The 25,086-nt window shown below is 67.0% G+C and carries 21 protein-coding genes; 14 read left to right on the top strand and 7 right to left on the bottom strand.

From position 1 onward, the window contains the following. Positions 1 to 31 precede the first annotated feature (31 nt). The 11 genes from ACWPN8_RS26110 (at position 32) to leuD (ending at position 12,193) form a co-directional block, all read left to right on the top strand. Positions 32 to 904, top strand: a complete 873-nt coding sequence (locus ACWPN8_RS26110) for a branched-chain amino acid ABC transporter permease (RefSeq protein WP_109096679.1) — start codon at positions 32 to 34, stop codon at positions 902 to 904. Beyond that, positions 901 to 1,899 (top strand): branched-chain amino acid ABC transporter permease, encoded by a 999-nt coding sequence (locus tag ACWPN8_RS26105; protein WP_492242857.1) that lies wholly within the window; start codon positions 901 to 903, stop codon positions 1,897 to 1,899. Before ACWPN8_RS26110 ends, ACWPN8_RS26105 begins: the two co-directional genes overlap by 4 nt. Beyond that, on the top strand, positions 1,886 to 2,632 hold the full coding sequence (locus ACWPN8_RS26100; protein WP_109096677.1) for an ABC transporter ATP-binding protein: 747 nt from the start codon (positions 1,886 to 1,888) through the stop codon (positions 2,630 to 2,632). The genes ACWPN8_RS26105 and ACWPN8_RS26100 overlap by 14 nt, the downstream gene beginning before the upstream one ends. Then, complete coding sequence (locus tag ACWPN8_RS26095; protein ID WP_492242856.1) at positions 2,625 to 3,338, top strand: ABC transporter ATP-binding protein; 714 nt, start codon at positions 2,625 to 2,627, stop codon at positions 3,336 to 3,338. The genes ACWPN8_RS26100 and ACWPN8_RS26095 overlap by 8 nt, the downstream gene beginning before the upstream one ends. Before the next feature lie 95 nt (positions 3,339 to 3,433). After that, a complete protein-coding gene (locus ACWPN8_RS26090) occupies positions 3,434 to 4,336 on the top strand; it encodes an isocitrate lyase/PEP mutase family protein (RefSeq protein WP_492242855.1) in 903 nt (300 codons plus the stop codon). Continuing rightward, positions 4,333 to 6,078, top strand: coding sequence for a hydantoinase B/oxoprolinase family protein (locus tag ACWPN8_RS26085; protein WP_492242854.1), 1,746 nt, complete (start codon positions 4,333 to 4,335; stop codon positions 6,076 to 6,078). The genes ACWPN8_RS26090 and ACWPN8_RS26085 overlap by 4 nt, the downstream gene beginning before the upstream one ends. A 20-nt stretch (positions 6,079 to 6,098) precedes the next feature. Beyond that, positions 6,099 to 8,171, top strand: a complete 2,073-nt coding sequence (locus tag ACWPN8_RS26080; RefSeq protein ID WP_492242853.1) for a hydantoinase/oxoprolinase family protein — start codon at positions 6,099 to 6,101, stop codon at positions 8,169 to 8,171. After that, positions 8,168 to 8,782: a cysteine hydrolase family protein gene (locus ACWPN8_RS26075; protein WP_492242852.1), complete on the top strand. Its 615-nt coding sequence runs from the start codon at positions 8,168 to 8,170 to the stop codon at positions 8,780 to 8,782. The genes ACWPN8_RS26080 and ACWPN8_RS26075 overlap by 4 nt, the downstream gene beginning before the upstream one ends. Then, positions 8,779 to 10,188 (top strand): FAD-dependent oxidoreductase, encoded by a 1,410-nt coding sequence (locus ACWPN8_RS26070; protein WP_492242851.1) that lies wholly within the window; start codon positions 8,779 to 8,781, stop codon positions 10,186 to 10,188. The genes ACWPN8_RS26075 and ACWPN8_RS26070 overlap by 4 nt, the downstream gene beginning before the upstream one ends. Next, positions 10,185 to 11,591 carry a 3-isopropylmalate dehydratase large subunit gene (gene leuC, locus ACWPN8_RS26065; protein WP_492242850.1) on the top strand — a complete coding sequence of 469 codons (1,407 nt, stop codon included), beginning with the start codon at positions 10,185 to 10,187 and terminating at the stop codon, positions 11,589 to 11,591. Before ACWPN8_RS26070 ends, leuC begins: the two co-directional genes overlap by 4 nt. A 2-nt stretch (positions 11,592 to 11,593) precedes the next feature. Next, positions 11,594 to 12,193 (top strand): 3-isopropylmalate dehydratase small subunit, encoded by a 600-nt coding sequence (gene leuD / locus ACWPN8_RS26060; RefSeq protein WP_492242849.1) that lies wholly within the window; start codon positions 11,594 to 11,596, stop codon positions 12,191 to 12,193. A 1-nt stretch (position 12,194) separates the two neighbouring features. Here the strand turns inward: leuD and ACWPN8_RS26055 are convergent, their stop codons facing one another. After that, entirely contained in the window at positions 12,195 to 13,010 is an 816-nt protein-coding gene (locus tag ACWPN8_RS26055; RefSeq protein WP_109096669.1) for a polyphosphate kinase 2 family protein, read from the bottom strand. A gap of 217 nt (positions 13,011 to 13,227) precedes the next feature. On the opposite strand from ACWPN8_RS26055, the gene ACWPN8_RS26050 reads away from it, so the two are divergent. Further along, positions 13,228 to 16,548, top strand: coding sequence for a maltotransferase domain-containing protein (locus ACWPN8_RS26050; RefSeq protein ID WP_492242848.1), 3,321 nt, complete (start codon positions 13,228 to 13,230; stop codon positions 16,546 to 16,548). A 116-nt stretch (positions 16,549 to 16,664) separates the two neighbouring features. Here the strand turns inward: ACWPN8_RS26050 and ACWPN8_RS26045 are convergent, their stop codons facing one another. From ACWPN8_RS26045 to ACWPN8_RS26030, 4 genes are all read right to left on the bottom strand, one after another. Beyond that, positions 16,665 to 16,904, bottom strand: a complete 240-nt coding sequence (locus ACWPN8_RS26045; RefSeq protein ID WP_492242847.1) for a hypothetical protein — start codon at positions 16,902 to 16,904, stop codon at positions 16,665 to 16,667. 138 nt (positions 16,905 to 17,042) lie between these two features. Beyond that, positions 17,043 to 17,222, bottom strand: a complete 180-nt coding sequence (locus ACWPN8_RS26040; RefSeq protein WP_492242846.1) for a hypothetical protein — start codon at positions 17,220 to 17,222, stop codon at positions 17,043 to 17,045. 98 nt (positions 17,223 to 17,320) lie between these two features. Continuing rightward, positions 17,321 to 18,238, bottom strand: a complete 918-nt coding sequence (locus tag ACWPN8_RS26035; RefSeq protein WP_492242845.1) for an alpha/beta hydrolase — start codon at positions 18,236 to 18,238, stop codon at positions 17,321 to 17,323. A gap of 64 nt (positions 18,239 to 18,302) precedes the next feature. After that, positions 18,303 to 19,301 carry an ABC transporter ATP-binding protein gene (locus tag ACWPN8_RS26030; protein WP_492242844.1) on the bottom strand — a complete coding sequence of 333 codons (999 nt, stop codon included), beginning with the start codon at positions 19,299 to 19,301 and terminating at the stop codon, positions 18,303 to 18,305. Positions 19,302 to 19,489: 188 nt separating this feature from the next. On the opposite strand from ACWPN8_RS26030, the gene ACWPN8_RS26025 reads away from it, so the two are divergent. Further along, positions 19,490 to 19,669 carry a zinc-finger domain-containing protein gene (locus tag ACWPN8_RS26025; protein ID WP_412504566.1) on the top strand — a complete coding sequence of 60 codons (180 nt, stop codon included), beginning with the start codon at positions 19,490 to 19,492 and terminating at the stop codon, positions 19,667 to 19,669. A gap of 28 nt (positions 19,670 to 19,697) precedes the next feature. On the opposite strand, the gene ACWPN8_RS26020 is transcribed toward ACWPN8_RS26025, so the two are convergent. Then, positions 19,698 to 21,452, bottom strand: coding sequence for a bifunctional protein-serine/threonine kinase/phosphatase (locus tag ACWPN8_RS26020; protein WP_492242843.1), 1,755 nt, complete (start codon positions 21,450 to 21,452; stop codon positions 19,698 to 19,700). Positions 21,453 to 21,517: 65 nt separating this feature from the next. Then, entirely contained in the window at positions 21,518 to 22,354 is an 837-nt protein-coding gene (locus tag ACWPN8_RS26015) for a formate/nitrite transporter family protein (protein WP_492242842.1), read from the bottom strand. A 696-nt stretch (positions 22,355 to 23,050) separates the two neighbouring features. Here ACWPN8_RS26015 and ACWPN8_RS26010 point away from each other — a divergent pair. Further along, a complete protein-coding gene (locus ACWPN8_RS26010; protein WP_492243189.1) occupies positions 23,051 to 25,075 on the top strand; it encodes a putative bifunctional diguanylate cyclase/phosphodiesterase in 2,025 nt (674 codons plus the stop codon). The last annotated feature ends 11 nt before the right edge of the window (positions 25,076 to 25,086 follow it).

Here is a 25,086-nt window from a genome sequence, read left to right as displayed (position 1 = left end):
AAGGGACCGTTCCCCTCATGCGCGGGCTGCCATGTATTCACCTCAGATCATTCTGGAAGCGGCGCTGAACGGTCTGATGACCGGTGCGGTCTATGCCCTGATTGCACTTGGCCTGACGCTGATCTACGGCGTGCTCCACATCATCAACTTCGCCCACGGCGCGCTCCTGACCTGCGCGATGTTCGCGGTCTGGGTCGCCTGGGCATGGTTGGGCATGGACCCCTATCTCGCCATCCTGCCGCTGGTGCCGCTGATGTTCGTGCTCGGCTACGGCCTGCAGCGCTTCGTCATCGGGCCGGCCAGCCATGGCGACGACGGCAACATCCTGCTGGTCACGCTCGGCCTGTCCATCGTGTTGGAGAATGTGCTGCTGGCCGTGTTCCAGTCCGACACCCGCACACTCGACACCGATTATTCCTTCCAGGTCGTGGCCTTGGGGCCGCTGCTGCTCAGCTACCCGCGGCTGATCGGGCTGGGCGTCGCCGTGGTGGTGACCGGCCTGTTGTGGCTGGTGCTGAACCGCACCGACACCGGCAAGGCGATCCGCGCGGTCGCCAAGGAAAAGCTCGGCGCCAATCTGGTCGGCATCGACGTGCCGCATGTCTATGCCGTCACCTTCGGCCTGGGCTGCGCCTGTCTTGCCGTCGCGGCGGGGCTGCTGATGCCAACCTTCTACGTCAACCCGCGCATCGGCGGCGCCTTCGTGCTGGTCGCCTTCACCGTGGTGGTGCTGGGCGGCATGGGCTCGCTGCCCGGCGCGCTGCTGGGCGGGCTGTTCATCGGGGTGGTGGAGAGCCTGTGCGGCCTGTTCCTGGGCGACAGCCTGGGCCAGATCGGCATCTTCCTGATCTTCATCGCCGTGCTGCTGGTGCGGCCGACCGGACTGTTCGGAGCCAAGGCATGACCGCGCGCGACCTGATCCCGATCGCCGTCCTCACCGTCCTGGCGGCGCTGCTGCCGCTGGTGGTGACCTCCAGCCCGGTGCTGAATTTCCTGGTCTTCATGCTGATCGTGGCGCTGGGCGCGCAGGGCTGGAACATCCTGGGCGGCTTCGGCGGCCAGTTCAGCTTCGGCCATGCCGCCTTCTTCGGCACCGGCGCCTATGTGACGGCGATCCTGCAACTGCGCTACGGCGTCAACGCCTGGGCTGGTCTGATGCTGGCGGTGGCGGCCGGTGCGGCGGTCGGCTGGGTCATCGGCTTCCTCAGCTTCCGGTCGGGACTGCGCGGCTCCTACTTCGCGCTGGTGACGCTGGCCTTCGCCGAGGTGTTCCGCATCCTCGCCAACGCCGCGTCGTTCACCGGCGGTGCGGCGGGCTTGCTGATCAAGCTGGATGTCCGCGCCGCCAACCTGCAATTCGACGACCGCGCCGTCTTCTACTGGCTGGTGCTGGCCTTCGTCGTCTCGGTTCTGCTGCTGACGCGCTGGATCCAGCGCTCCCGCTTCGGGGCGCAGCTGGTGGCGGTGCGGGAGAACGAGGACGCCGCCAAGGCGTTGGGCGTCAATGCACTGACGGTGAAGCTGCGTGCCATCGCCCTGTCGGGCGGGGTGACGGCGCTGTCCGGCTGCCTTTATGCCCAGTACTTCCTCTACATTGACGCCAACATCGCCTATGGCAGCTGGATTTCGGTTGAGCTTCTGCTGGCCCCGATCATCGGCGGCGTCGGCACCGTCTTTGGCCCGGTGGTCGGGGCGCTGACCCTGCACGGGCTGGGCGAGGTCGCCAAGCAGTTCGCCGGCCGCATCCCCGGCATCGACCTGATCGTCTTCGGCGGCGTGCTGGTGCTGGCCGTCGCCTTTGCCCGCGGCGGCATCCTCGGCCTGCTGGAACGGCTGCGCGACCGCGGCCGCGGGATGGTCACGCGCGGACCCAAGGAGGTTTCCCATGCTGGCCGTTGACGGCGTTTCCAAGCGGTTCGGCGGGCTGATGGCGGTGGACGGCGCGACGCTGGCGCTGCAACCCGGCGGCATCGTCGGGTTGATCGGCCCGAACGGCGCCGGCAAGACCACGCTGTTCTCGATGATCTCCGGCTTCGTCGCCCCCACCGACGGGCGCATCCGCTTCGAGGGCACCGACATCACCGCAGAGGAACCGCACCGCCGGGCGGAACGCGGCATCGGCCGCACCTTCCAGATCGTCCAGCCCTTCGCCGGGCTGACGGTGTGCGAGAACATCGCGGTCGGCGCCTATCTGCGCCATGCCAAGCGCGCCGACGCCACCGCCAAGGCGCGCGACGTGGCGCGCCGCGTCGGGCTGGGGAGCGAGCTGGACCGGCCGGCGGGCGGACTGACGGTGGCTGGGCGCAAGCGGCTCGAACTGGCCCGCGCGCTCGCCACCGAACCGAAGCTGCTGCTGCTGGACGAGGTGCTGGCCGGGCTCAACCCGTCGGAGATCCGCGACATCATCCCGGTGATCCGGGGCATCCGCGACGAAGGGGTGACGATCCTGATGATCGAACACGTCATGCAGGCGGTGATGAACCTGTGCGAGCGCGTCTATGTGCTGGCCCAGGGCCGCATGATTGCCGAGGGGCCTCCCGCCGTCGTCTGCGCCGATACCCGCGTGATCGAGGCCTATCTCGGCCACGGCGCCGCCGCCCGGCTGAAGGCGGAGGGGGCGGTACATGGCTGAACAGCTTTTGGAAATCCGCGGGCTGAAGACCGGCTATGGCGCCACCGAGGTGCTGCGCGGCATCGACATGGCCGTCCATGCCGGCGAGATCGTCACGGTGCTGGGCTCCAACGGCGTCGGCAAGACGACGCTGAACAAGGTGATGTCGGGCGTACTGCCGGCCTGGACCGGTGAGATCCGCTTCGGCGGCACCCGCATCGACGGCAAATCCGCCGCCCGCATCGTCGAGGAGGGGCTGATCCAGGTGCCGGAGGGCCGCAAGATTTTCCCCAACCTGTCGATCCGCGAGAATCTGGAACTCGGCAGCTACCGGCGCGGCAAGCCGAACCGGGCACGGAACCTGGAGCGCATCTTCGCGACCTTTCCCCGTCTGAAGGAGCGCGAGGGCCAGTTCGCCGGCACGCTCTCCGGCGGCGAACAGCAGATGCTGGCCATCGGCCGCGGCATGATGGCGGAACCGCTGCTGCTGATCCTCGACGAGCCGTCGCTCGGCCTCTCGCCGCTGGTGGTGGAGGAGATGTTCGGGCTGATCCGCAAGCTTAATGAGGACGGGCTGGCGATCCTGCTGGTGGAGCAGAACGTCGTCCAGTCGCTGGAGGTCGCCCGCCGGGCCTACATCCTCGAGAACGGCGTGTTCGCGCTGTCGGGACCGTCCGACGAGATGGCGCGCGACCCCGAACTGAAACGCACCTATCTCGGGTTGTGAGCGATGCGCGCTCCGGCCCTCTCCCGACATTTCCCAACCCTGACCCGGTGCCGCCGCGACCGCTTTGTGGACCGACACCGGGGGGAGCGCTTGACATGACCGTCCCCAGCATGAGTTTCCGGGACCGACTGGCTCAGGACCACGTCGTCCTGGCGCCCGGCGTCTATGACGCCTTCACCGCTTCGGTGGCCACCGCCGCCGGGTTCGAGGCGCTGTACCTGTCGGGCGCCGCCATCGCCTACACCCGGCTGGGCCGGCCCGACATCGGGCTGGTCTCGGTCAGCGAGGTGGCCGACACCATCGCCCTGGTGCGCGACCGCGTGCCGACGCCGCTGATCGTCGATGCCGACACCGGCTATGGCAATGCACTGAACGTGCAGCGCACCGTGCGCATGTTCGAGCGGGCCGGCGCCACCGCCTTGCAGCTGGAGGACCAGAGCTTTCCCAAGCGCTGCGGCCACCTGACCGACAAGGCGGTGATCCCGGCCGGTGAGATGGCCGGCAAGATCAAGGCGGCGGTCGATGCCCGCGCTAGCGACGGCACGCTGATCGTCGCCCGTACCGATGCGGTGGCGGTGGAAGGCGTTTCGGCAGCCCTTGACCGCGCCCGCCTCTATGTCGAGGCAGGGGCCGACGTGCTGTTCGTCGAGGCACCGAAAAGCCGCGAGCAGCTGTCCGCCATCGCCACCGACCTGGGCGGCATCCGCCCGCTGCTCGCCAACATGGTCGAGGGTGGGCAGACGCCGATCAGTTCCGCCGCCGAGCTGGGCGAGCTGGGTTACCGGCTGGTGATCTTCCCCGGCGGAATCGTGCGAGCGCTCGCTCGGCAAGCGCAGGACTATTACGGCTCGCTGGCGCAGCACGGCACCACCCAGCCCTTCCGCGACCGCATGTTCGACTTCAACGCGTTGAACGACCTGATCGGCACGCCGGAGATGTTGGCGCTCGGCGAGACTTATAAGGACTTTGGCCCCGCCAAGCGGGAGGACGCAGCATGACCACCAGAACCACCGCCATCGACCCCGTCACGCTGGCCGTCCTGAAGGGCCGGCTGGAGCAGATCGCCGACGAGATGGACGCGACGCTCTACCGCTCCGCCTTCAACCCGATCATCGCCGAGGCGCGCGACGCCTGCCACGGCCTCTACCATGCCGAGACCGGGGCAACGCTGGTGCAGGGCACCAACGGCCTGCCGATCTTCGTCGGCGCCATGGCCTTCGCGGTCAAGGCGGTGATCGACAAGGTGGCGAAGGAGGGCGACCTTCATGCGGAAGACATCTTCCTGTTCAACGACCCCTATGACGGCGGCACCCACCTGAACGATTTCCGTCTGGTGCGGCCGATCTTCCGTCAGGGGCGGCTGTTCTGCTGGATGGCGTCGGTCGGCCACTGGCTCGACATCGGTGGCAACGTGCCGGGCAATTTCAACGCCCGCGCCACCGACAGCTTCCAGGAGGGCGTGCGCTTCCCGCCGGTGAAGTTGGTCAAGGCGGGCGTGATGAACCACGATTTGCTGGCGATCCTCGCCGCCAATTCCCGTGTGCCGGTGTCGAACTACGGCGATTTGAACGGGCAGCTTAACGCGCTGGACCTGGGGGTGCGCCGCCTGACCGAACTGCTGGACGAGCATGGCGAGGAGACGGTCTCCGCCGCCTTCGATGCCTTCACCGCGCGGGCCGACGCGCTGATGCGCAGCGCCGTGTCGAAGCTGCCGGACGGCACCTACAGCTTCGAGGATTATCTCGACAATGACGGCATCACGGCGGACCGGCTGCTCATCGCGTTGGACCTGACCATCGACGGCGAGCGGATGACGCTGGATTTCTCGCGCTCATCGGCTCCCTGCGCCGGGCCGCTGAACATCGCCTATTCCACCGCGGTGGCCTGCTGCTATGTCGCGCTGAAGCATGTCTTCACCGACGTGCCCGCCAATGCCGGCTGCCTCAACCCGATCACCTTCGTCATCCCGGAAAGCACCCTGCTGGCGGTCAAGCCGCCCAAGCCGGTCGGCGGCTATACCGAGACGATCCTGCGCGTGATCGGCGTGGTGTTCGGTGCGCTGGCGCTCGCCGATCCGACCCGCGCCACCGCCGCCCCCTTCGGCACCATCAACGCGCTGTCGCTGGCCGGCCACCGCAAGGACGGCTCGCGCTGGGTCATGTTCTCCTTCTTCGGCGGGGGCCTGGGCGGCAATCCGGAGACGGACGGGCTGAACCACGCCAACAACCCGATCTCCACCGCCACCATCCCGCCGGTGGAAATCCTGGAGGCCGCCTATCCGGTGATGTTCACCCAATGGGCTCTGCGGCCGGACTCCGCCGGTGCCGGCCTGCATCGCGGCGGGCTGGGTGCGGTCTATGAGATCGAGGCGCTGACCGACGCCGATGTCTTCCTGCTGGGCGAGCGCGGCGTCTTCTCGCCCTTCGGCGTGGCGGGCGGCACTCCTGCGGCGCTGAACCGTTTCAGCTGGCAGAGCGACGAGGGCGAGAAGTCGCCGCCGCTCGCCTCCAAGGTCACCGACGTGAAGATCCGCGACGGTCAGCGCGTGCGGCTGGAGACGCCGGGCGGCGGCGGCTGGGGCGACCCGAAGCGGCGCGATGCCGAGGCTGTCGCCCGCGACGTGCGGCTCGGCTATCTCGGCCGTGACGCGGCGCACAGCGCCTATGGCGTGGCGCTGACCGACGACGGCGCGCTCGACATCGCCGCCACCGCGACCTTGCGCGAATCCTCCGTCGCCTGACGATTCCGGGATCCAAGACCATGAGCAACGGTATTTCCAAGGGCGCCATCGTCGGCGTCGATGTCGGCGGCACCTTCACCGACCTGTTCCATTACGACGAGGCGCGCGGCAGCTTCCGCACCGCCAAGGTTCCCTCCAACCGCGGCGACGAGGCGGTCGGCTTTCTCGCCGGCCTGCAGAGCTTCGGCCCCGTCGCCGAACTGGGCTCCATCGTCCACGGCACCACCGTCGGTACCAATGCCCTGCTGGAGCGCAAGGGCGCCAAGGTCGGGCTGATCACCACCGCCGGCTTCCGCGACGTGTTGGAGATGCGCCGCCGCGACCGCCGCCAAACCTGGGGCCTGTGGGGCGATTTCGTTCCCGTCGTCGACCGCGACATGCGGCTGGAGGTGGCGGAGCGCACGCTGGCCGACGGCACCATCCGCAGCGCCATCGACCCGGAGGAGGTGCGCACCGCCGCCCGCAAACTCGCCGACCAGGGGGCGGAGGCGCTCGCCATCGTCTTCATCAACGCCTACGCCAACCCGGCCAACGAGCTGGCGGCGCTGGAGGCGGCGCGCGAGGTGTGGCCGAATGCCAACCTCGAATGCTCGTCCCGCATCCTGCCGGAAATCCGCGAGTTCGAGCGCACCTCGACCACCGCGCTCAACGCCTATCTCCAGCCGGTGGTCGGCAGCTATCTCGCCAAGCTCGACAACGCGCTGGCCGGCGAAGGGTTCGGCGGACGCTTCCATATCGTGCAGTCGAACGGCGGCGTGATGTCCACCGACACGGCGCGGCGGCTGCCGGTGCGCACCGCCCTGTCGGGGCCGGCGGCCGGCGTCATCGCCGCGGCGGCGATCTCCAAGGCGGCGGGCTTCCCCAACGTCATCACCGGCGACCTTGGCGGCACCAGCTTCGACGTGTCGCTGGTGGTGGAGGGGCAGACCATGCTCGCCGCCCAGACCACCATCGATTTCGGTCTGGTCGTCCGCACCCCGATGATCGAGATCACCACCATCGGCGCCGGCGGCGGCTCCATCGCCGGGGTCGATCCCGGCGGCATGCTCCAGGTCGGGCCTGAGAGTGCCGGTTCCAGGCCGGGGCCGGTCTGCTACGGCCAGGGCAACACCCGTCCGACCCTGACCGACGCCAATGTCCTGCTCGGCCGCATCAATGCCGAGCGCCCCATCGGCGGCAAGCTGGCGCGGCTGGACGTCGATGCCGCCCGCACCGCCATCGCCACCCATGTCGCCGAGCCGCTCGGCCTTGAAGTCATGGCGGCGGCGGAAGCCGTGGTGCGCATCGCCAACAGCAAGATGGCCGGCGCCATCCGCCTCGTCTCCATCGAGCGCGGCCATGACCCGGCCAAGTTCGCCGCCGTGCCCTTCGGCGGCGGCGGGGCGCTGCATGTCGGCGCGCTGATCAAGGAGGTCGGGCTGAAGGCGGCGCTGGTGCCGCGCTTCCCCGGTGTGACCTCGGCTCTCGGCTGTGTCATCGCCGATATCCGCCACGATCAGGTGCAGACGGTCAATCTGCCGCTGGCGGGCATCGACGCTCGCTCGCTCGACCGCCGCATGGTGGAGGAGGCGACCGCCGCCCGCGCCGTGGTGGAGTCCGCCGGTCTCAGCGTCGAGCGCATCGACCTCGTCTTCGAACTCGATATGCATTACATCGGCCAGACCCACACGGTCGCCGTGCCGTTGCCGGTGTCGGTCGAGAACGGCAGCACGGGGATCGACGAGGCGACCATCCGCTCCGCCTTCGAGCGTGCCTATCAGGCCTCCTTCAGCCGCCTGCTGCCGGGTGTCGGCGCCAAGATCGTCAATCTGCGCACCGCCGCCATCGGCCGCCGTCCGCATTTCGACCTCTCCGCTTTGGCTCCGGCCGCCGGAACGACGGTGGAGGGCGCCCATGCCGGGTCGCGGCCGGTGTGGTTCGATGGGGCCTGGCACGAGACCGCCGTCTACAACCGCCTCGATCTGCCGGCCGGCGCGATGATCCAGGGGCCGGCGATCCTGGAGCAGCCGGACGCCACCACCGTCATCGACCCCGACCTCAGCGCCCGTGTCGACGGCTTCGGCAACGTCATCGTGGAAAGGAGCACCCGATGAGCGGCACCGCCATTCCCATCGAGCGCACCGCCCTGCTGGTCTGCGATCTGCAAAATGACTTCCTCCATCCCGATGGCGCCTATGGCCGCGCCGGACAGACGGCGCCCGAGATCGTAGCGCTGCCGGAGCGGGTGAAGCCGCTGGCCGACCTGCTGCGCTCGCGCGGCGGCTGGGTGATCTCCACCAACTTCACCCTGGTGCCGGGCCGCGGCGGCGAGCCGATGATCTCGCCGCATCTGAAATCGCTGCGTCCTTTCCTGGCCAAGGGCGATTTTCAGCCCGGAGGCTGGGGACATCGCACGGTGGATGTGCTCCAGCCCGTCGATGTCGAGGTGGAGAAGGTCGCCTATTCCGCCTTCTACATGTCGCGGTTGGAATGGGTGCTGGCGAAATGCGGGGTGGAACGGCTGCTGGTCTGCGGCATCGTCACCAATGGCGGCGTCGCGTCGACCGTGCGCGACGCCCATGTCCGCGATTTCGAGACGATCCTGCTGGAGGACGGTTGCGCCGCCTTCAGCCCGGAGGTGCATGAGGTTTCCGTCGCAGCACTGCGTCCGGTCTGCCGGGTGGCAACGGTCGGGACCATGCTGGAGGAGGTGGCGAATTCATGAGCCGTATCCTGCCTGCCGATGGCGTCGAGTTCGAGTTCACCGTCCCCGTCGTCGTGATCGGCGGCGGAGCGGCCGGAATGGTCGCGGCGCTGTCCGCCCATGAGCAGGGTGCCGGCGTGCTGGTGCTGGAGCGCGATGCCCTGCCGCAAGGGTCCACCGCCCTCTCGGCCGGGCTGATCCCGGCGCCGGGCACCCGTTGGCAGCGCGACGCCGGGATCGAGGACAGCCCGGAGCAATTCGCCGCCGACATCCTCGCCAAGGCGAAGGGCGAACCCGACCGGGCCGAGGTCGACCGCGTCGCCCAGGCGGTTGGGCCTGCCCTGGAGTGGCTGGCCGACCGTTACGGCCTGCCGTTTTCGGTGGTGGACAATTTCAGCTATCCGGGTCACAGCGCCCGGCGCATGCATGGACTGCCCAGCCGGTCGGGAGCGGAGCTGATCGACCGGCTGCGCGGCGCCGTGGAAACAGCCGGCATCGACGTGCTGTGCGAGGCGCATGTCACCGCGCTCCATGCCGATGGCGCACGGATTCGCGGTGTCGAGATCACACGTCCCGACGGCAGCGTCGAGCGGGTCGGCTGCGGTGCGCTGGTCCTGGCCTGCAACGGCTATGGCGGCAACAGGGCGCTGGTCGGGCAGCATGTGCCGGAACTGGCCGACGCGCTCTATTTCGGCCATCCCGGCAACCAGGGAGATGCGCTGCTGTGGGGCGAGGTGCTGGGGGCGGCAACCCGGCACTTGTCGGGTCATCAGGGCCATGGCTCCGTGGCACACCCCGCGGGCATCCTCGTCACCTGGGCGACGATCACCGAGGGCGGCGTGCAGGTGAACACGGAGGGCCGGCGCTTCTCCAACGAGGCGCAGGGCTATTCGGAGCAGGCGGCGGTGGTGCTGCGCCAGCCGGGCGGCATCGCCTGGACCGTCTTCGACGAGCGCATCGCCGGCATCGCCCGCCAGTTCGAGGATTTCCGGCAGGCCGAGGCGATGGGTGCGGTGCTGAGCGCCGACACGCCGGCCGAACTGGCCCGGCTGATGAAGATCGACGCGGATGCCCTCGCCGCCACGCTGGCCGACATCGATCGGCTGAAGGCGGAGGGTGGAGCCGACGGGTTCGGCCGCGATTTCGCCGGCTCGGCCCCGCTGGGTGCTCCCTACCGCGCCGTCCGGGTCACCGGCGCCCTGTTCCACACCCAGGGCGGGCTGGTCGTCGATGACGAGGCCCGCGTTCTGGACGGGCGGGGGACGCCGCTGCCCAACCTCTACGCCGCCGGCGGGGCCGCCTGCGGCGTATCGGGGTCCAAGGCGTCGGGCTATTTGTCCGGCAACGGCCTGCTGACCGCGGTGGCGCTGGGGCGCATCGCCGGGGTGGCCGCCGCGGGCGCCGTAAAGGAGGAAACCAACCGATGACCTCGCAGCCACGCAGCCTGTTCGAGAAGGTCTGGGACGCCCATGTCGTGGCGACCCGGCCGGACGGTCAGGCCCTGCTCGCCATCGACCGTCATTTCCTGCACGAGGGGTCCTTCCACGCCTTCGGCATGATCGACCATGCCGGCCGCGAAGTGCGCCGGCCGGAGCTGACCTTCGCCGTCGCCGACCATTACGTTCCCTCGCACAGCCGGTCCAGGCCGATTGCCGATCCCGAGATCGCCAACATGGTGACGATGCTGGAGGCGAATGCCGGCCGCCACGGCCTGCGCCATTTCGGCCTTCACGATCCGGCACAGGGCATCGTCCATGTGCTGGCGCCGGAACAGGGGCTGACGCTGCCCGGCCTGACCATCGTCTGCGGCGACAGCCACACCTCGACCCACGGGGCTTTCGGCGCGCTGGCCTTCGGCATCGGCGCCACCGAGGTGTCGCATGTGCTGGCGACCCAGACCCTGTGGCAGCGTCGTCCCAAGACGATGCGCATCACGGTGGACGGGGTGCTGGGGCCGCATGTGACGGCCAAGGACCTGATCCTGGCGGTGATCGCCGCCATCGGTGCCGACGGGGCCGCCGGCCATGTCATCGAATATGCGGGCAGCGCCATCCGCGCCCTGTCGATGGAGGGCCGCCTGACCGTCTGCAACATGTCGATCGAGGCCGGGGCGCGGGCCGGCATGATCGCCCCCGACGACACCGCCTTCTCCTGGATCGAGGGCCGGCCCTTCGCCCCGAAGGGGGGTATGTTCGACCGCGCTGTCGAGCATTGGCGCACCCTGCCCAGCGAAGCGGGTGCCGTCTTCGACCGCGAGGTGACGCTGGATGCCGCCGACATCGCCCCGGCGGTGACCTGGGGCACCAGCCCGGAAACTGCGGTTCCGGTGACGGCGGCTGTTCCCGACCCCGGTGCGGAGGCCGACCCGGTGCGCGCCGGCCAGATGCGCAAGATGCTGGACTATATGGGCCTTGCCCCCGGCATGGCGCTGAAAGAGGTGGCCATCGACCGCGTCTTCATCGGCTCCTGCACCAATGCCCGTCTGGAGGATCTGCGCGCCGCCGCCGCGGTGCTGCGCGGCCGTCGCGCCGTGGTGCCGGGGCTGGTGGTTCCGGGCTCGGTCCCGGTGCGCATGCTGGCGGAGGCGGAAGGGCTGCACCGCGTCTTCATCGACGCCGGGCTGGAATGGGGCGAGCCCGGCTGCTCGATGTGCGTCGGCATCAACGGCGACCTCGTTCCGGCGGGGGAGCGCTGTGCCTCCACCACCAACCGCAATTTCCCCGGCCGCCAAGGGCCGAACGCCCGCACCCACCTGATGAGCCCGGCGATGGCCGCCGCCGCCGCTGCGACTGGCAAACTCACCGATGTCCGCAAGCTGGGAGTTTCCTGAGGATGGAGCCCTTCGTCACGCTGACCGCGCCGGCGGTGCCGCTCGACATCGCCAACATCGACACCGACCAGCTTCTGCCCGCCCGTTTCCTGAAGAAGCCGCGCAGCGCCGGCTACGGCAACTTCCTGTTCCATGACGAGCGAAAGCCGGGTTTCCCGCTGGACGACCCGGCCTATGCCGGCGCCCGCATTCTGGTGAGCGACCGCAATTTCGGCTGCGGATCCTCGCGCGAGGGCGCGGTCTATGCGCTGGTGGACGGTGGCTTCCGCTGCGTCGTCGCCCCCAGCTTCGGCGACATCTTCGCCGCCAACGCCGCCAAGAACGGCCTGCTGACCGTCACCCTGCCGGAGGATGTGGTGGCATCGCTGCGCCGCCAGTTGCAGGCGACGCCCGGTGCCACCGTCACCGTGGACCTGCCGGCCCAGAGCCTGACCGGTCCGGACGGCCGGGCGCTGTCCTTCGCCATCGATCCCTTCAAGAAGGACTGTCTGGTCGAAGGGTTGGACGACGTGGCCCTGACCCTGCGCCACCAGGACGCCATCGACGCCTTCGACCGGACGGATGCGGAGCGGCGGCCCTGGGTGGTGCCGGGCAGGGGGTAACCTACTCCGCCTCTATCCCCAGAACCTCGGCGGCGATTCTCGCGACGTTGCCGTTGATGGGGGGCGGGGCGATGTTGACACCCTCCTTCAGCGCGGCGGTGACGATCTCCAGCACCTTGGTGCGGGCATGCCATTTGGAGTTCGCCTCCACCGCATGCCAGGGCGCGTTGGCGGTGGAGGTGCGGTCGAACATCGTCTCCGCCGCCTTGACGTAATCGTCCCATTTGGCGCGGTTGCGCAGGTCCTCCTCGGTCAGCTTCCAGCGCTTGTAGGGGTTCTTCATCCGCTCGCGGAAGCGCTCCAGCTGCTCTTCCGGGGTGATGTGCAGGAACAGCTTGACGATGCGCACGCCGTCGTCGGTCAGCAGCCGTTCGAACTCGTTGATCTCGTCATAGGCGCGCTTCCACTGGTCCTTGGTGGCGAACTTCTCAACCCGCTCCACCATGACGCGGCCGTACCAGGACCGGTCGAAGATTGCGAAGGTGCCGGGCGCCGGCAGCTTGGTCCAGAAGCGGTACAGGTAATGCTTTCCCTGCTCATCCGCGGTGGGGGCGGAGATCGGCCAGACATGGAAGCCGCGGGGGTCGAGCGGCTCGGTCATGCGACGAATGGCCCCGCCCTTGCCGGCCGCATCCCAGCCTTCGAACACCACGATGGCGCGGCGTTTCTCATGCCAGTAGGTCTGCTGGATGTGCAGAAGCTCCTTCTGCAGCTTGCCGAGTCGGCGGTCGTATTCCTCCGCCGTGTCGATCCGCGCCTGCTCCTGGTCCAGTTTACCGAGGCGGATTTTCGAGACCTTGCCGGGCTTCTCGGCCATGCGTTGTATCCTGTGCTGGTGGGGTCGGTTGCGGCTTGCCGACAGGGCGGGCGGAACCTTCACCGCCCCTGCGGGTTGTCCGGCGGGGGCACGGTGTCGGCATCTGCGTCGGCGCCGGCACACCCGTGAGGGGAAAAGCACCGATGCCGTCTGGTCGATCCCACAACGGGGAGCGGCAGGCTGTCAACGGAGAAGCAGGGCCAAGGAAGGGGGTTCCATGAGCATCGTCGGACCGCGCATCTACAACCTGTTTCCGACCCTGGTCGGTCCCGTGCGCGATTGGGCCGGGCACCTGCCGCGGATCCAGGGGATGGGTTTCGACTGGATATTCCTGAACCCGATCCACCAGCCCGGATTCTCCGGCAGCCTCTATGCCGTCAAGGACCCCTACCGGCTTCACGATGCGCTCCGCAGCGGGTCGCACGACAGCGACGACGAGCTTCTGCGCCGCTTCACGGCGGAGGCCGCCGCTCACGGCCAGTCGGTGATGATGGACTTCGTCATCAACCACACCTCGCGCGATGCGCTGCTGGTCGAGCGCCACCCCGACTGGTACAAGCGCGGCGCCGACGGCGACCTGCACCGTCCGGGCGCCGTCGATCCCAACAACACCACCCATGTCACGGTTTGGGGCGACCTCGCCTCCCTCGACTATGACCGGGCGGACTCGCGCGCCGGGCTGGTCGGCTACTGGTCCGACTATCTGCGCCATTACATCGGTCTTGGCGTAAAGGGCTTCCGCTGCGACGCCGCCTATCAGGTGCCGGCGGAGGTGTGGAAGAGCCTGATCGACGCCGCCCACGCCGTAAATCCGGAGGTGAAGTTCTTTGCCGAGACGCTGGGCTGCTCCGTTGAGCAGGTGCGCGAGCTGTGCGGCGCCGGCTTCGACTTCCTGTTCAACAGCGCCAAATGGTGGGACTTCAAGGCCGACTGGCTGCTCGACCAATATGAGGAATTCCGCTGGATCGCGCCGTCCATCGCCTTCCCGGAAAGCCACGACACCGACCGGCTGGCCGCGGAGGTCGGCAGCCAGGACGCCGTGCGGCTCGCCGCGCAGCTGAAGATGCACTACCTGTTCGCGGCCAGCTTCTCCACCGGCGTGATGATGCCGGTCGGCTACGAGTATGGCTTCACCCGCAAGCTGGACGTCGTGCGCACCGGCCCTGCCGACTGGGAAGAGCCGAAGCTGGACCTGACCGGCTTCATCGGCGCCGTCAACGCCATGAAGGCGGCCACCCCGGCCCTGAATGTCGAAGGGCCGCAGCGCCGCGTGACCTCTCCGCATAGCCCGGTGCTGGGACTGATCCGGCAGGTGGACGGCGCCGCGCTCGACCAGCCCGACGGCTGCGCCATCCTGGTGCTGAACCCGGACGAGAACCGGACGCACACGCTGGATGTCGGCCCGATCCTGGCGGCCACCGGCGGCACCTACGAGGCGTTCGAGGATGTGACGCCGGAGGCCGAGCCGCTGCCGATGGAGCCTGGCGCGCCGATGACGTTGCGCCCGATGGAACTGCGCGTCTTCCGCGCCCGCGCCGCCCGCAGCCACGCCATCGAACTGCACGATGTGGAAGAGCGGGAATGGATGGACTCCATCGCCGCTGGCCGCATGACCATCGAGAATGTCTATCCGGAACTGGACGGCGGACGGTTCGCGATCAAGCGGGCGGTCGGCGATGTGATGGAGGTGTGGGCCGACATCTACACCGACGGCACCTTCGTGCTCGCGGCATCCGTCATGTACAGGGCGGACGGCGACGAGGCGTGGAGCGAAGCGCCGATGCGCTTCCACGAGAATGACCGTTGGGTCGGCCGCGTGCCACTGACCCGCAACGCCCGTTACACCTACAGCATCGAAGCCTGGCGCGACGTTTGGGAAAGCTGGCGCGCCGACTTCAAGAAGAAGGTCGATGCCGGCATGGTCGTCGATCTGGAACTGGTGGAAGGGCGCCGCTTCGTCGAGCAGGCGCTGGAACTGAACCATGGGGACGGGCGCGGGGCGCTCCAGGCGGTGATCGAGCGGATGCAGGCGCTGTCGGGTCGCGAAGCCATCGACTATGCCCTGTCGGACGAGCCGCGCCGCGTCATGACGCAGTATGGCGAGCGGCAGTACAAGTCACGTTACGTGCGTGAGTTGGAGGTCTATGTCGACCGCACCGCCGGCGCCTATTCGGCATGGTTCGAGATCTTCCCGCGTTCCGCCTCGCCCGATCCATCGCGTCCCGGTACTTTCGACGACGTGGTCAATCTGCTGCCCATGGTGCGCGACATGGGCTTCGACGTGCTGTATTTCCCGCCGATCCATCCTATCGGCCGCGCCTTCCGCAAGGGTAAGAACAACACGCTCAATCCTGGGCCGGACGACCCCGGCGTGCCCTATGCCATCGGTGCGGAGGAGGGCGGGCACGACGCCATCGACCCGATGATCGGCGATTTCGACAGCTTCCGCCGGCTGGTGCGCGAGGCCAAGCGTCATGGAATCGAGATCGCGCTGGACTTCGCCGTTCAGTGCTCGCCCGATCATCCCTGGGTGAAGGAACATCCGCACTGGTTCTACTGGCGGCCCGACGGCACCATCCGCTATGCCGAGAATCCGCCGAAGAAATACCAGGACATCGTCAATGTCAGCTTCTACCGCCAGTCCTATCCGGACCTGTGGTACGCGCTGCGCGACGTGGTGCTGATGTGGTGCAAAGAGGGGGTGCGCATCTTCCGCGTCGACAACCCGCACACCAAGCCTTTCCCCTTCTGGGAATGGATGATCCGCGAGGTGCAGGACCGCTACCCCGACGCCCTGTTCCTGGCCGAGGCCTTCACCCGTCCGAAGCTGATGAAGCGTCTGGCCAAGGTCGGCTTCACCCAGTCCTACAGCTATTTCACTTGGCGCAACACCAAGGCGGAACTGACCGAATATCTGACGGAACTGACTCAGAGTGAATCGCGGGAGTATATGCGGCCGAACTTCTTCGCCAGCACGCCTGACATCCTGCCGCCGATCCTGACAAATGGCGGCCGGCCGGCGCACATGATGCGGGCGGTTCTGTCGGCGACGCTGGCCGGCGTCTATGGGCTTTATGGTCCGTATCTGCTGTGCGAGGCGGAGGCCTATCCCGGCAAGCAGGAATTCAACCACTCGGAGAAGTACGAGGTCCGGCACTGGGACTGGAACAGGCCTGGCAACATCCGCGACTATGTGACCGCCATCAACCGCATCCGTGCCGAGAATCCGGCACTGCAGCAGTTCACCAACCTGAAATTCTACAACGCCTTCGACGACAACATCCTGCTGTATGGAAAGATGACGGCGGCGAAGGACAACGTGATCCTGATCGCGGTGAACCTGGATCCGCACAACGGTCATGGCGGGACCATCGAGGTGCCGCTGTGGGAGCTGGGCCTGCCCGACGGTGCCCATGTCCAGGTGGAGGACCTGTTCAGCGGCCACCGCTTCACCTGGATCGGCAAGTTCCAGCATGTCTGGCTGGATCCGCACCGCAACCCGGCCGCAATCTGGCGGATCGTGCCGCCCGGGGTGTGAGTACGTGACGTCGGCGGCAGATACACTCTGCCGCCGAAGAACCCTGCCGCCGAAGAAACTCCCCAATAAAAAAGCGGCCCTTGAGGGCCGCTTTTTAAATTCCGTCTATGCGCCGATCAGCGCCGGCGGATCATCGTCACGCCGCCGACGGTCTTATCCAGAAAATCGATCATGGTGTCAGGCTTCGGCCCGACCGACGAGGCGGCGAACGACATCCACCAGCGGGCCATCGGGGTGGTCCAACCGTAGCGGTCGGCAATGGTCTGAACATCCATGGTAGAGGACATGGTCGTCTGGGCGGTCGCCGCGGCGCGGGTGGCGCTGGACGGGGTAACCTGAGATTCGACGCTGTGCATGGTTCCTCCCAACGGGGACATAAGGTGTCCGCTTATGCGGTACCTTAGCTCTCAACCGCTGGAAGGGGCAGAGTGGCTTTGGTGCTAACGGGTACTATACCTTTGGCTGCAAAGGTCCCATGCCCTAGGCCGCTCCTTTCAGGCAGGTGGCTGCGGCAATCCGCTGGCCCATCCCAGGAAAGCAACCAGCGCCGCGCGGTTGGCCGGGCGCAGCATCAGGGCCAGCCGCACCCACAGGGGTGAAAGCTTGTATTCGGCGGCCATCTCCCGGACTTCCTCCGGCGACAGACGCAAATCGGAAGCGGGATTGTTGCTCACCGGGCAGTCCTCCACCATTGCCAAAGGTTACGATGGATGAAGAACAATCCGTCGGACCGGCAATCGCGCAGGCGTTTGTGACAAAAAATGGCCGGTCTTTACTTGGCGGCCAGCAATGCCCGTGGTGCCCGGTCGGCCCCGCTGGCCAGCGGCACCTTGGGATTCCCGATCCAGGCGATGACGTCGTTGACCACCAGCTTGCCCTTCAGGTCGCGCAGCAGCATGTGATAGCCGTCGGGATAGACGGCGACGACATGCCGCCCGCCGGATTCAAAATCCTTCAGGGCACGCTCGACCGGCAGCGGCGGCAGAACCTCCTCATGGGCGCCGTAAAGCACCAGCGATGGCGTCTGGAGATGCTGGCAGGCGTCGAGTGCCGACCCCATCAGGTCGGTCAGCCCTTCCAGCGCATCGACGCGGGAGCCCTTGATGACCAGGGGATCGCGGCCGAGAGCCCGCAGCATCTCGATGTTGTCGGACGGGCGGATGTCCAGATCCTTCGGCGGATGCACCACCATCCCGGGAACCAGATTGTAGGTGATCCACAGCGCGGCACGCGGGAAGAACCCCATCGCCTGCCGCCCCCAGACGGCGGGGGCGACCAGGATGGTGCCGTCGACCTTGGGCGGGTTGGGGCCGGTCATCGCGCTCAGCACGACGGCGCCGCCCATGCTTTCGCCCATCAGATAGACCGGCACGCCGGGATGGCGCTTGTGCACCATCTCCACCGCGGTGCGGGCGTCGCTGACCAGCGTGGGGGTACCGGCCCACACGCCACGTTCGCGAGTGGCGCCGAAACCGCGCTGGTCATAGGCGTAGGTGGCGATGCCGGCCGTGGCGAAGTCGCGGCCAGCGCCGTCGAAGGCGTTGGAATAGTCGTTGTAGCCGTGCAGGGCCACCACCGCGGCCCGCACCTTGCCGTCGGCCGGCAGCCAGGAGCGCATGGGCAGCTCGAAACCGTCGGCGGCGATCAGCACCTTGTCGTTCAGCTGCGGCTGGACGACGGCCATCCCCATCGGTTGGAAATCCGCGGCACAGCCGCCAAGCAGAAGCCCTAACCCGAGAACAGCCGCCATTCCGCTATGCCGCATGGATTACCCCTGTGTCGCTGTGAGCACCACCCGTCAGTTGGAGGAATATATCTTCAAGATCCGACTCTTCGGTCGTGACATCGACGATCCCAATTCCGGAAGCCGCCAGAGCGGACAGGATGGCGCCGGCACGCTGGCGGCTCGGGTGGTAGCGGACGACCATCCGCCGCGGTTCCGGCATCTCCACCGTGTAGCCATCCAGCGCGGGCGGGGCGGCGGTCAGGTCACGCTCCAGGGTCAGGCACAGCGCCTTGTTGTCGACCCGGCGCAGCAGCGTCGTCTTCGGCTCGCACGCCACCACCTGCCCGTGGTTGATGATGGCGATGGTGTCGCACAGCTCCTCCGCCTCCTGCAGGTAATGGGTGGTCAGCAGGACGGTGGTGCCGGACTTGTTCAGCGTGCGCACATAGTCCCACAGCTGGCGGCGCAGCTCGACATCGACGCCGGCGGTCGGCTCGTCCAGGATCAGCACCGGCGGCGTATGGACCATCGCCTTTGCCACCATCAGCCGGCGCTTCATGCCGCCCGACAGCGAGCGGGCGTGGGCATCGGCCTTGTCGGCCAGCCCGACGGCGTCGAGCAGTTCGTCCGTCCGGCGCTCCTTCTTCGGCACGCCGTAGAGGCCGGCCTGAAGCTCCAGCATCTCGCGCGGGGTGAAGAAGGGGTCCATGTTGAGTTCCTGCGGCACCACGCCGATGGAGGCGCGGGCGCGGCGCGGATGGTCGGCCACCTCATGCCCCCAGATGGTGGCAGTGCCGCCGGTCTTGTTCACCAGCCCGGCGAGGATGTTGATCATCGTCGATTTGCCGGCGCCGTTGGGTCCGAGCAGCCCGAACAGCGATCCGCGCGGAATGGCGAGGTCGATGCCCTTCAGCGCGTGCTTCGGCCCGGCTTTTCCGGTCGGCTGGTAGATCTTGGTCAGGCCGCGCAGCTCCACCGCGTTGGCCGGGAGCGAGACGGGCGTGGGGGTATCGGTTGGCGCGGCCATTGATCCTGAACCATGATGTTTGCGGTTTGCGAAAAAGCCCCGGTGTCCGGTGGTTTCCCCCGTTGATCCGCGGCGCGCGATGGGTATCATCCGGCCCGCGCGCGCGGAACCCTGATCGGGGGCCCGGACAGCGGGCGTGTCCACGATGGCGTGAACCGGCGCGCCTGTCAAAACAGAGGATGACTGCTATGCAGCCGACCGAGACGATCCTTGTTGAAACCTCGACCGTCGGGTGCGACGGCGGCGGCGGCGCGCTGGGCCATCCGCTGGTCTACCTGACGCTGGATCGCGAGGGCCAAGTCGAATGCCCCTACTGCTCGCGCCTGTTCAAGCTGAAGGAAGGTGCGAAGGTCGCCCACGGGCACTGACCGCCCGGTCCTCCTGCTGGCGGGCCGGTCAGACCCGGCCGGCCAGCAGGATCAGCACGGCCAATGCCAGCAGTGCCGACAGCCCCTGCCAGAAGGCCAGCGGGTTGCGGTCGATCAGCGGCCGGCGCCGCATGCCGGTCGCCTGCTTGCGCGGATGGCGCAGGTCGTACAGGAACTCCGACATTTCCCGATAGCGCTTGGCCGGGTCCGGGTGGACCGCCTTGCGCAGCACCCCGTCGATCCAGGCGGGAACCGCCCGCCGGTCGTCCAGGGCGGTGCGGTAGGCCAGCTTGCGCTGGCGCGCCCGCGTGGTGGCCGTCGCCGCATCGGCGCCGTAGGGCAGGCGGCCGGTGAGCATCTGATAGGCGATGACCCCCAGCGCATAGAGATCCGACGCCGGCGTTCCGCCCTCCCCCAACAGATATTCGGGCGCGGTGTATTGAAGGGTGCCCAGAATCTCGCCGCGGTCGGCGTCAGGCATGGTTTCCAGGATGCCGGGGACCAGAACCGATCCGAAATCGACGATCTTCACCGTTCCGGTGCCGTCGATCATCACATTGTCGGGCCGCAGATCCTGGTGCAGCATCTCCAGCCGGTGGAAGGCCTGCAATCCCTTGCCGATCTGCTCGACGATGGTGCGCACCGTCGGCAGGTCGGGGTCGGGGTGGTCGCGCATCCACTGGGTCAGCGTCTGCCCCTCGATATACTCGGTGACGACATAGAGGTGGCGGCGCGGCCGGCATTGCGGCGGCGGCTTCAGCACATGGGGGCTGTTGAGCCGGCGGGCGATCCACTCCTCCATCAGGAAGCGGCGGAGGTGGGCGCGGTCGTCACGGCGGTCGATGGCCGGCACCTTCAGCGCCACCGCCGGGGCTACCGCTGAACCGCCTGCACCGTCCTGGGCCAGATAGACATGGCTGCGGCTGCTGGCGTGCAATTCCCGGAGGATGCGGTAGCCCTCGAACTCCATCCTCGGCTCCAGCAGGGGCGGCACGGGCAGATCGGACAGCCGGTGGAACAGGTCCCCGGCATCGGCGTCAGGAACCGCATCGATTCGGACGATCTGGAGAGTCAGGTTGTCGGCGCTGCCGCGTCGCAGCGCCTCTTCGACCGCGCATCGGGCTGCGCGGTCGAGGTCGTCCGGATGCCTGTCGATTGTGTTGATTAAAAATTCGGCATCGACATGCTCATAGACGCCGTCGGTCGCCAGCAGAAAGACGTCTCCGGGTTCCACCGGCAGCTCACGGCAGTCGATCTCGACATGCGGCACCACGCCCATCGCGCGGCCGAGATAGCTGACCTCGGACGATACCACCACGCGGTGGTCGTCGGTCAGCTGCTCCAGCGACCGGCCGGCGAGGCGGTAGATTCGGGAATCGCCGACATGGAACAAATGCGCGGTGGCCGATTTCAACACCAGCGCGCTCAGCGTGCAGGCATAGCCGCGGTCCTGGTCGTAGCGGTATTCGCTGCGCCGGTTCTGGGCGTGTAGCCAGGAATTGGTCGCCGCCAGAACCCGCTGCGCCGACATCCTGACCGACCAGCTTTCCGGTGTGCAATAATAGTCGGTCAGGAAGCTCTTCACCACGGATTCGCTGGCGATGTGGCTGACCCGGCTGGTGCTGATGCCGTCGGCCAGCGCCACCGCGATGCCTTTCATGGCCAGCAACGGTGCGATCGGGATCAGCGCTCCATGGAAATCCTGATTGGTCTCCTTACGCCCCTTGTCGGACCACTGGCCGATGGAAATCCGCAGCTCTTTCACGATGCCGGCCCCGCTCAAGGAAAACTCCGCTCTCCCCGGGTCCAGGGCGGACCGGGGAGAGCGGACGGACGGGCAGGGTGGCTTTATTCGGCCGGCTGCAGGTGGGGCTGCGGCAAGCGGCGCTTGGGTGCCGTGCGGACATGGGTGGCATAGAGCGTCAGGCCGGTGAAGGCGAGGCCGCCGATCAGGTTGCCCAGCACCGTCGGCAGCTCGTTCCAGATCATGTAGTCCATGACCGAGAAGTTGCCGCCCATCAGCATCGCCGACGGGAACAGGAACATGTTCACCACCGAATGCTCGAAGGTCATGCCGAAGAACAGCATAATCGGCATCCACATCGCGATCACCTTGCCGCTGACCGAGGTGGAGATCATGGCGCCGACGACCCCGGTGGAGACCATCCAGTTGCACAGCATGCCGCGCAGGAAGATGGTCAGCATTCCTGCCGCGCCATACTGGGCGTAGCCCAGCGTCCGGTTCTCGCCGATGTGGGATATGACGGTGCCGACCTTGTCCGGTGGGGTGGAGAAGCCATAGGTGAAGACCACGGCCATCATCACCGCCACAGTCAGCGCGCCTAGGAAATTGCCGATGAACACCAGCCCCCAGTTGCGCAGCACGCCACTGATGGTGACGCCCGGCCGCTTGTCGATCAGCGCCAGCGGGGTGAGCACGAACACGCCTGTCAGCAGGTCGAAGCCCAGCAGATACAGCATGCAGAAGCCGACGGGGAACAGGATGGCACCGATGATCGGGAACCCTGTCTGAACCGTGACCGTGACGGCGAAGACCGCCGCCAGCGCCAGGATCGCCCCGGCCATGAAGGCGCGGATGACCGTGTCGCGGGTGGACATGAAAATCTTGGATTCGCCGGCGTCCACCATTTTGGTGACGAACTCGGAGGGCACGAGATACGACATGACAAGTCCCCTTGGAACAAGCGCTGAAGAAACGGCACGGCAGCGTCCGGTGAGATCCGCGCGGCACCGGTCCGGTGCGGGGCGGGGCGGGGGGAGGACGCGTTGCGTGTGATTTGGGTGCGGGCCGCAGTCTTTGGGTCCGCGCTGGTCAAACCGCCGTTGGCTTGAACAGGAGGCACTTTGCACAGGATGTGCCAAACGCCGGAATACAGCAAAGCAGCGACATTTCGACTGTCGCGACGAGTTTGCAACGCAAAGAGGAACCGCCGTTGCTCAAAGAGCGGGCAGTGCTGGATAAAAATCAGTCATTTGTACAAGAGCGTTTGTGGGACCGGATAAGGGAGCAGCCGTTACAGAGCGGGCCATGACGGAGAAATCTTTCAGAATTTTAACCGTAACTCATCAGACTATCGTTGTGAATCAATGCTCTGATCAATGTTTCGGATCGTATGTGCCGGTAATGGTCAGGAACGGTTACCTTTTTGTTATATTTTCCCTTCGTACTATGAGACAGTACAGGCGATGGTGCTTGACGGGCCTCATCGAACCGGCGTCTACTTTGCCGCATTGCGGAAAGATGGCAGTTCCACAATCGTTGTTTGAGTTGCAGGCCTATGTTGTTTCCAGGCGGTTCGGGATCGGCGTCGGATGAGGCGCGTACTATGAGTTCACGACACTGAAGAACAGTATCGCAGCATCTTCGAGAATGCTGTCGAAGGCATCTATCAGACCACCGTCGACGGCCGTTACCTGCGGGTCAATCCGGCGCTTGCCGACATCTACGGCTATGCTTCGCCCGAAGACCTGATCGCCAACCTCACCGACATCGCCTGCCAGCTCTATGTCGATCCCGGCAAGCGCGAGGCCTTCGCCGACCTGATGGCCCGCCAGGACCGCGTCCTCAGCTTCGAGGCGCGCGTCTTCCGCCGCGACGGCACCATCATCTGGATTTCGGAAAGTGCACGTTGCGTGCGCGACGCCGCCGGCCGCATCCGCTATTACGAAGGCACCGTCCAGGACATCACCGAGCGCAAGCAGCATGAGGAGAAGATCCGGCTGCTCGCCACCGTGTTCGACAGCGTGGCCGACGGCATCCTGATCGTCGATCCCGAACTGACCGTCCAGGCGATCAACCCGGCCTACGAAATCATGACCGGCTTCCAGCGGGAGGAACTGCTCCGCAAGCCTTTGGTGCTCTTCGCCCCCGGCTCTCACGAGCGGGAATTCGTCGACGCCATCTGGACCACGGCGCGGCAGGCCGGCCGCTGGCAGGGGGAGGTCACCAGCTTCCGCCATTCCGGCGACGCCTTCGCCGCCGCCCTGTCGGTGACGTCGGTCCGTGCGCCGAACGGCGTGCTTGAACATTACGTCCTGACGATCGCCGACATCAGCCAGCGCAAGTCGCAGGAACACCAGATCCGCTATCAGGCCAGCTTTGACCGGCTGACCGACCTGCCCAACCGCTGGCTGGTCTGCGAAAGGCTGGAGGAGGCCATCGTCCGCGCCCAGCGGACCAAGAGCAAGGTGGCCGTCGCCTTCCTCGACCTCAACCGCTTCAAGCAGGTGAACGACACGCTGGGCCACCATGCCGGCGACGAGCTGCTGAAGCTGGTTGCCCGGCGTCTGCGCAACTGCACCCGCATGACCGACACCGTCGGCCGGCTGGGCGGGGACGAGTTCCTGATCGTTGCACCCGACGCCGCCGACCGCTCCGCCGGAGCCCGGCTGGTCGAGAAGGTGCTCTATTCGATGTCGGAGCCTTTCAGCGTCCACAATCAGGAGCTTTTCTGCGGCGCATCCATCGGCATCGCCTTCTATCCCGACGACGGCGAGACGGCGGACCAGCTTCTGCGCAACGCCGATCTGGCGATGTACCATGCCAAGCGCAATCCCGAGCACAAATATGTCTTCTATGACAGCGGGATGCGCGAGCGGTCGGGCTTCACGCTGGGGCTGGAGAGCGACCTGCGCCGCGCCAGCGGCGGCGATGAGTTCGAACTGCACTTCCAGCCCAAGATCGATCTGGTCGGCAACCGCACCATCGGGGCGGAAGCGTTGATCCGCTGGCGTCACCCGGTCCGCGGCGTGGTCAGCCCGGCGGAGTTCATCCCGCTTGCCGAGGAAACCGGCCTGATCTGGGAAATCGGCGCCTGGACCCTGATCGAATCCTGCCGACGGCTGGCCGACTGGATCCGGCGCGACCTGCCGATCCCCTCGGTGTCGGTGAACCTGTCGCCGCGCCAGTTCCAGGATGCCCGCCTCGTCGGTTTTGTGCGCAGCGTTGTGGAATCGGCCGGCATACCGGCCGACCGGCTGGAACTGGAACTGACCGAAGGTGCGATGATCGGCGACATCGAGAAGGCGGTGACGATCCTCAACGGACTGAAGGACATCGGCGTCCGCCTGTCCATCGACGATTTCGGCACCGGCTATTCCTCGCTGGCCTATCTGAAGCGCTTCCCCATCGACACGCTGAAGATCGACCGCAGCTTCGTCCGCGACATCGTGAAGTCGACCACCGACCCGGCCATCGTCGGCACCATCGTCAATCTTGCCGAGAGCCTGGGCTTCGACACCATCGCCGAGGGGGTGGAGACGCAGGAGCAGGCCGACATGCTGCGCCAGCAGCGCTGCACCCGCATCCAGGGCTATCTGATCAGCCGGCCGCTGCCGATCGACCAGTTTGAAGCCTTCCTCGGCAACAGCGTGGTTCCGGCCTGACCGCTGTCCCC

This window comes from Azospirillum sp. UENF 112521 (assembly GCF_058780665.1).
This window is presented reverse-complemented; position numbering and strand designations above follow the sequence as displayed.

Excerpts from the sequence above, each read along its gene's own strand:
- ACWPN8_RS26105 (WP_492242857.1), top strand. The coding sequence starts at position 901 with ATGACCGCGCGCGACCTGATCCCGATCGCCGTCCTCACCGTCCTGGCG.
- ACWPN8_RS26050 (WP_492242848.1), top strand. The coding sequence starts at position 13,228 with ATGAGCATCGTCGGACCGCGCATCTACAACCTGTTTCCGACCCTGGTC.
- ACWPN8_RS26095 (WP_492242856.1), top strand. The coding sequence starts at position 2,625 with ATGGCTGAACAGCTTTTGGAAATCCGCGGGCTGAAGACCGGCTATGGC.
- leuD (WP_492242849.1), top strand. The coding sequence starts at position 11,594 with ATGGAGCCCTTCGTCACGCTGACCGCGCCGGCGGTGCCGCTCGACATC.
- ACWPN8_RS26025 (WP_412504566.1), top strand. The coding sequence starts at position 19,490 with ATGCAGCCGACCGAGACGATCCTTGTTGAAACCTCGACCGTCGGGTGC.
- ACWPN8_RS26045 (WP_492242847.1), bottom strand. The coding sequence starts at position 16,904 with ATGCACAGCGTCGAATCTCAGGTTACCCCGTCCAGCGCCACCCGCGCC.
- ACWPN8_RS26070 (WP_492242851.1), top strand. The coding sequence starts at position 8,779 with ATGAGCCGTATCCTGCCTGCCGATGGCGTCGAGTTCGAGTTCACCGTC.
- ACWPN8_RS26080 (WP_492242853.1), top strand. The coding sequence starts at position 6,099 with ATGAGCAACGGTATTTCCAAGGGCGCCATCGTCGGCGTCGATGTCGGC.
- ACWPN8_RS26035 (WP_492242845.1), bottom strand. The coding sequence starts at position 18,238 with ATGGGGATGGCCGTCGTCCAGCCGCAGCTGAACGACAAGGTGCTGATC.
- ACWPN8_RS26075 (WP_492242852.1), top strand. The coding sequence starts at position 8,168 with ATGAGCGGCACCGCCATTCCCATCGAGCGCACCGCCCTGCTGGTCTGC.
- leuC (WP_492242850.1), top strand. The coding sequence starts at position 10,185 with ATGACCTCGCAGCCACGCAGCCTGTTCGAGAAGGTCTGGGACGCCCAT.
- ACWPN8_RS26110 (WP_109096679.1), top strand. The coding sequence starts at position 32 with ATGTATTCACCTCAGATCATTCTGGAAGCGGCGCTGAACGGTCTGATG.
- ACWPN8_RS26030 (WP_492242844.1), bottom strand. The coding sequence starts at position 19,301 with ATGGCCGCGCCAACCGATACCCCCACGCCCGTCTCGCTCCCGGCCAAC.
- ACWPN8_RS26055 (WP_109096669.1), bottom strand. The coding sequence starts at position 13,010 with ATGGCCGAGAAGCCCGGCAAGGTCTCGAAAATCCGCCTCGGTAAACTG.
- ACWPN8_RS26090 (WP_492242855.1), top strand. The coding sequence starts at position 3,434 with ATGACCGTCCCCAGCATGAGTTTCCGGGACCGACTGGCTCAGGACCAC.
- ACWPN8_RS26015 (WP_492242842.1), bottom strand. The coding sequence starts at position 22,354 with ATGTCGTATCTCGTGCCCTCCGAGTTCGTCACCAAAATGGTGGACGCC.
- ACWPN8_RS26100 (WP_109096677.1), top strand. The coding sequence starts at position 1,886 with ATGCTGGCCGTTGACGGCGTTTCCAAGCGGTTCGGCGGGCTGATGGCG.
- ACWPN8_RS26085 (WP_492242854.1), top strand. The coding sequence starts at position 4,333 with ATGACCACCAGAACCACCGCCATCGACCCCGTCACGCTGGCCGTCCTG.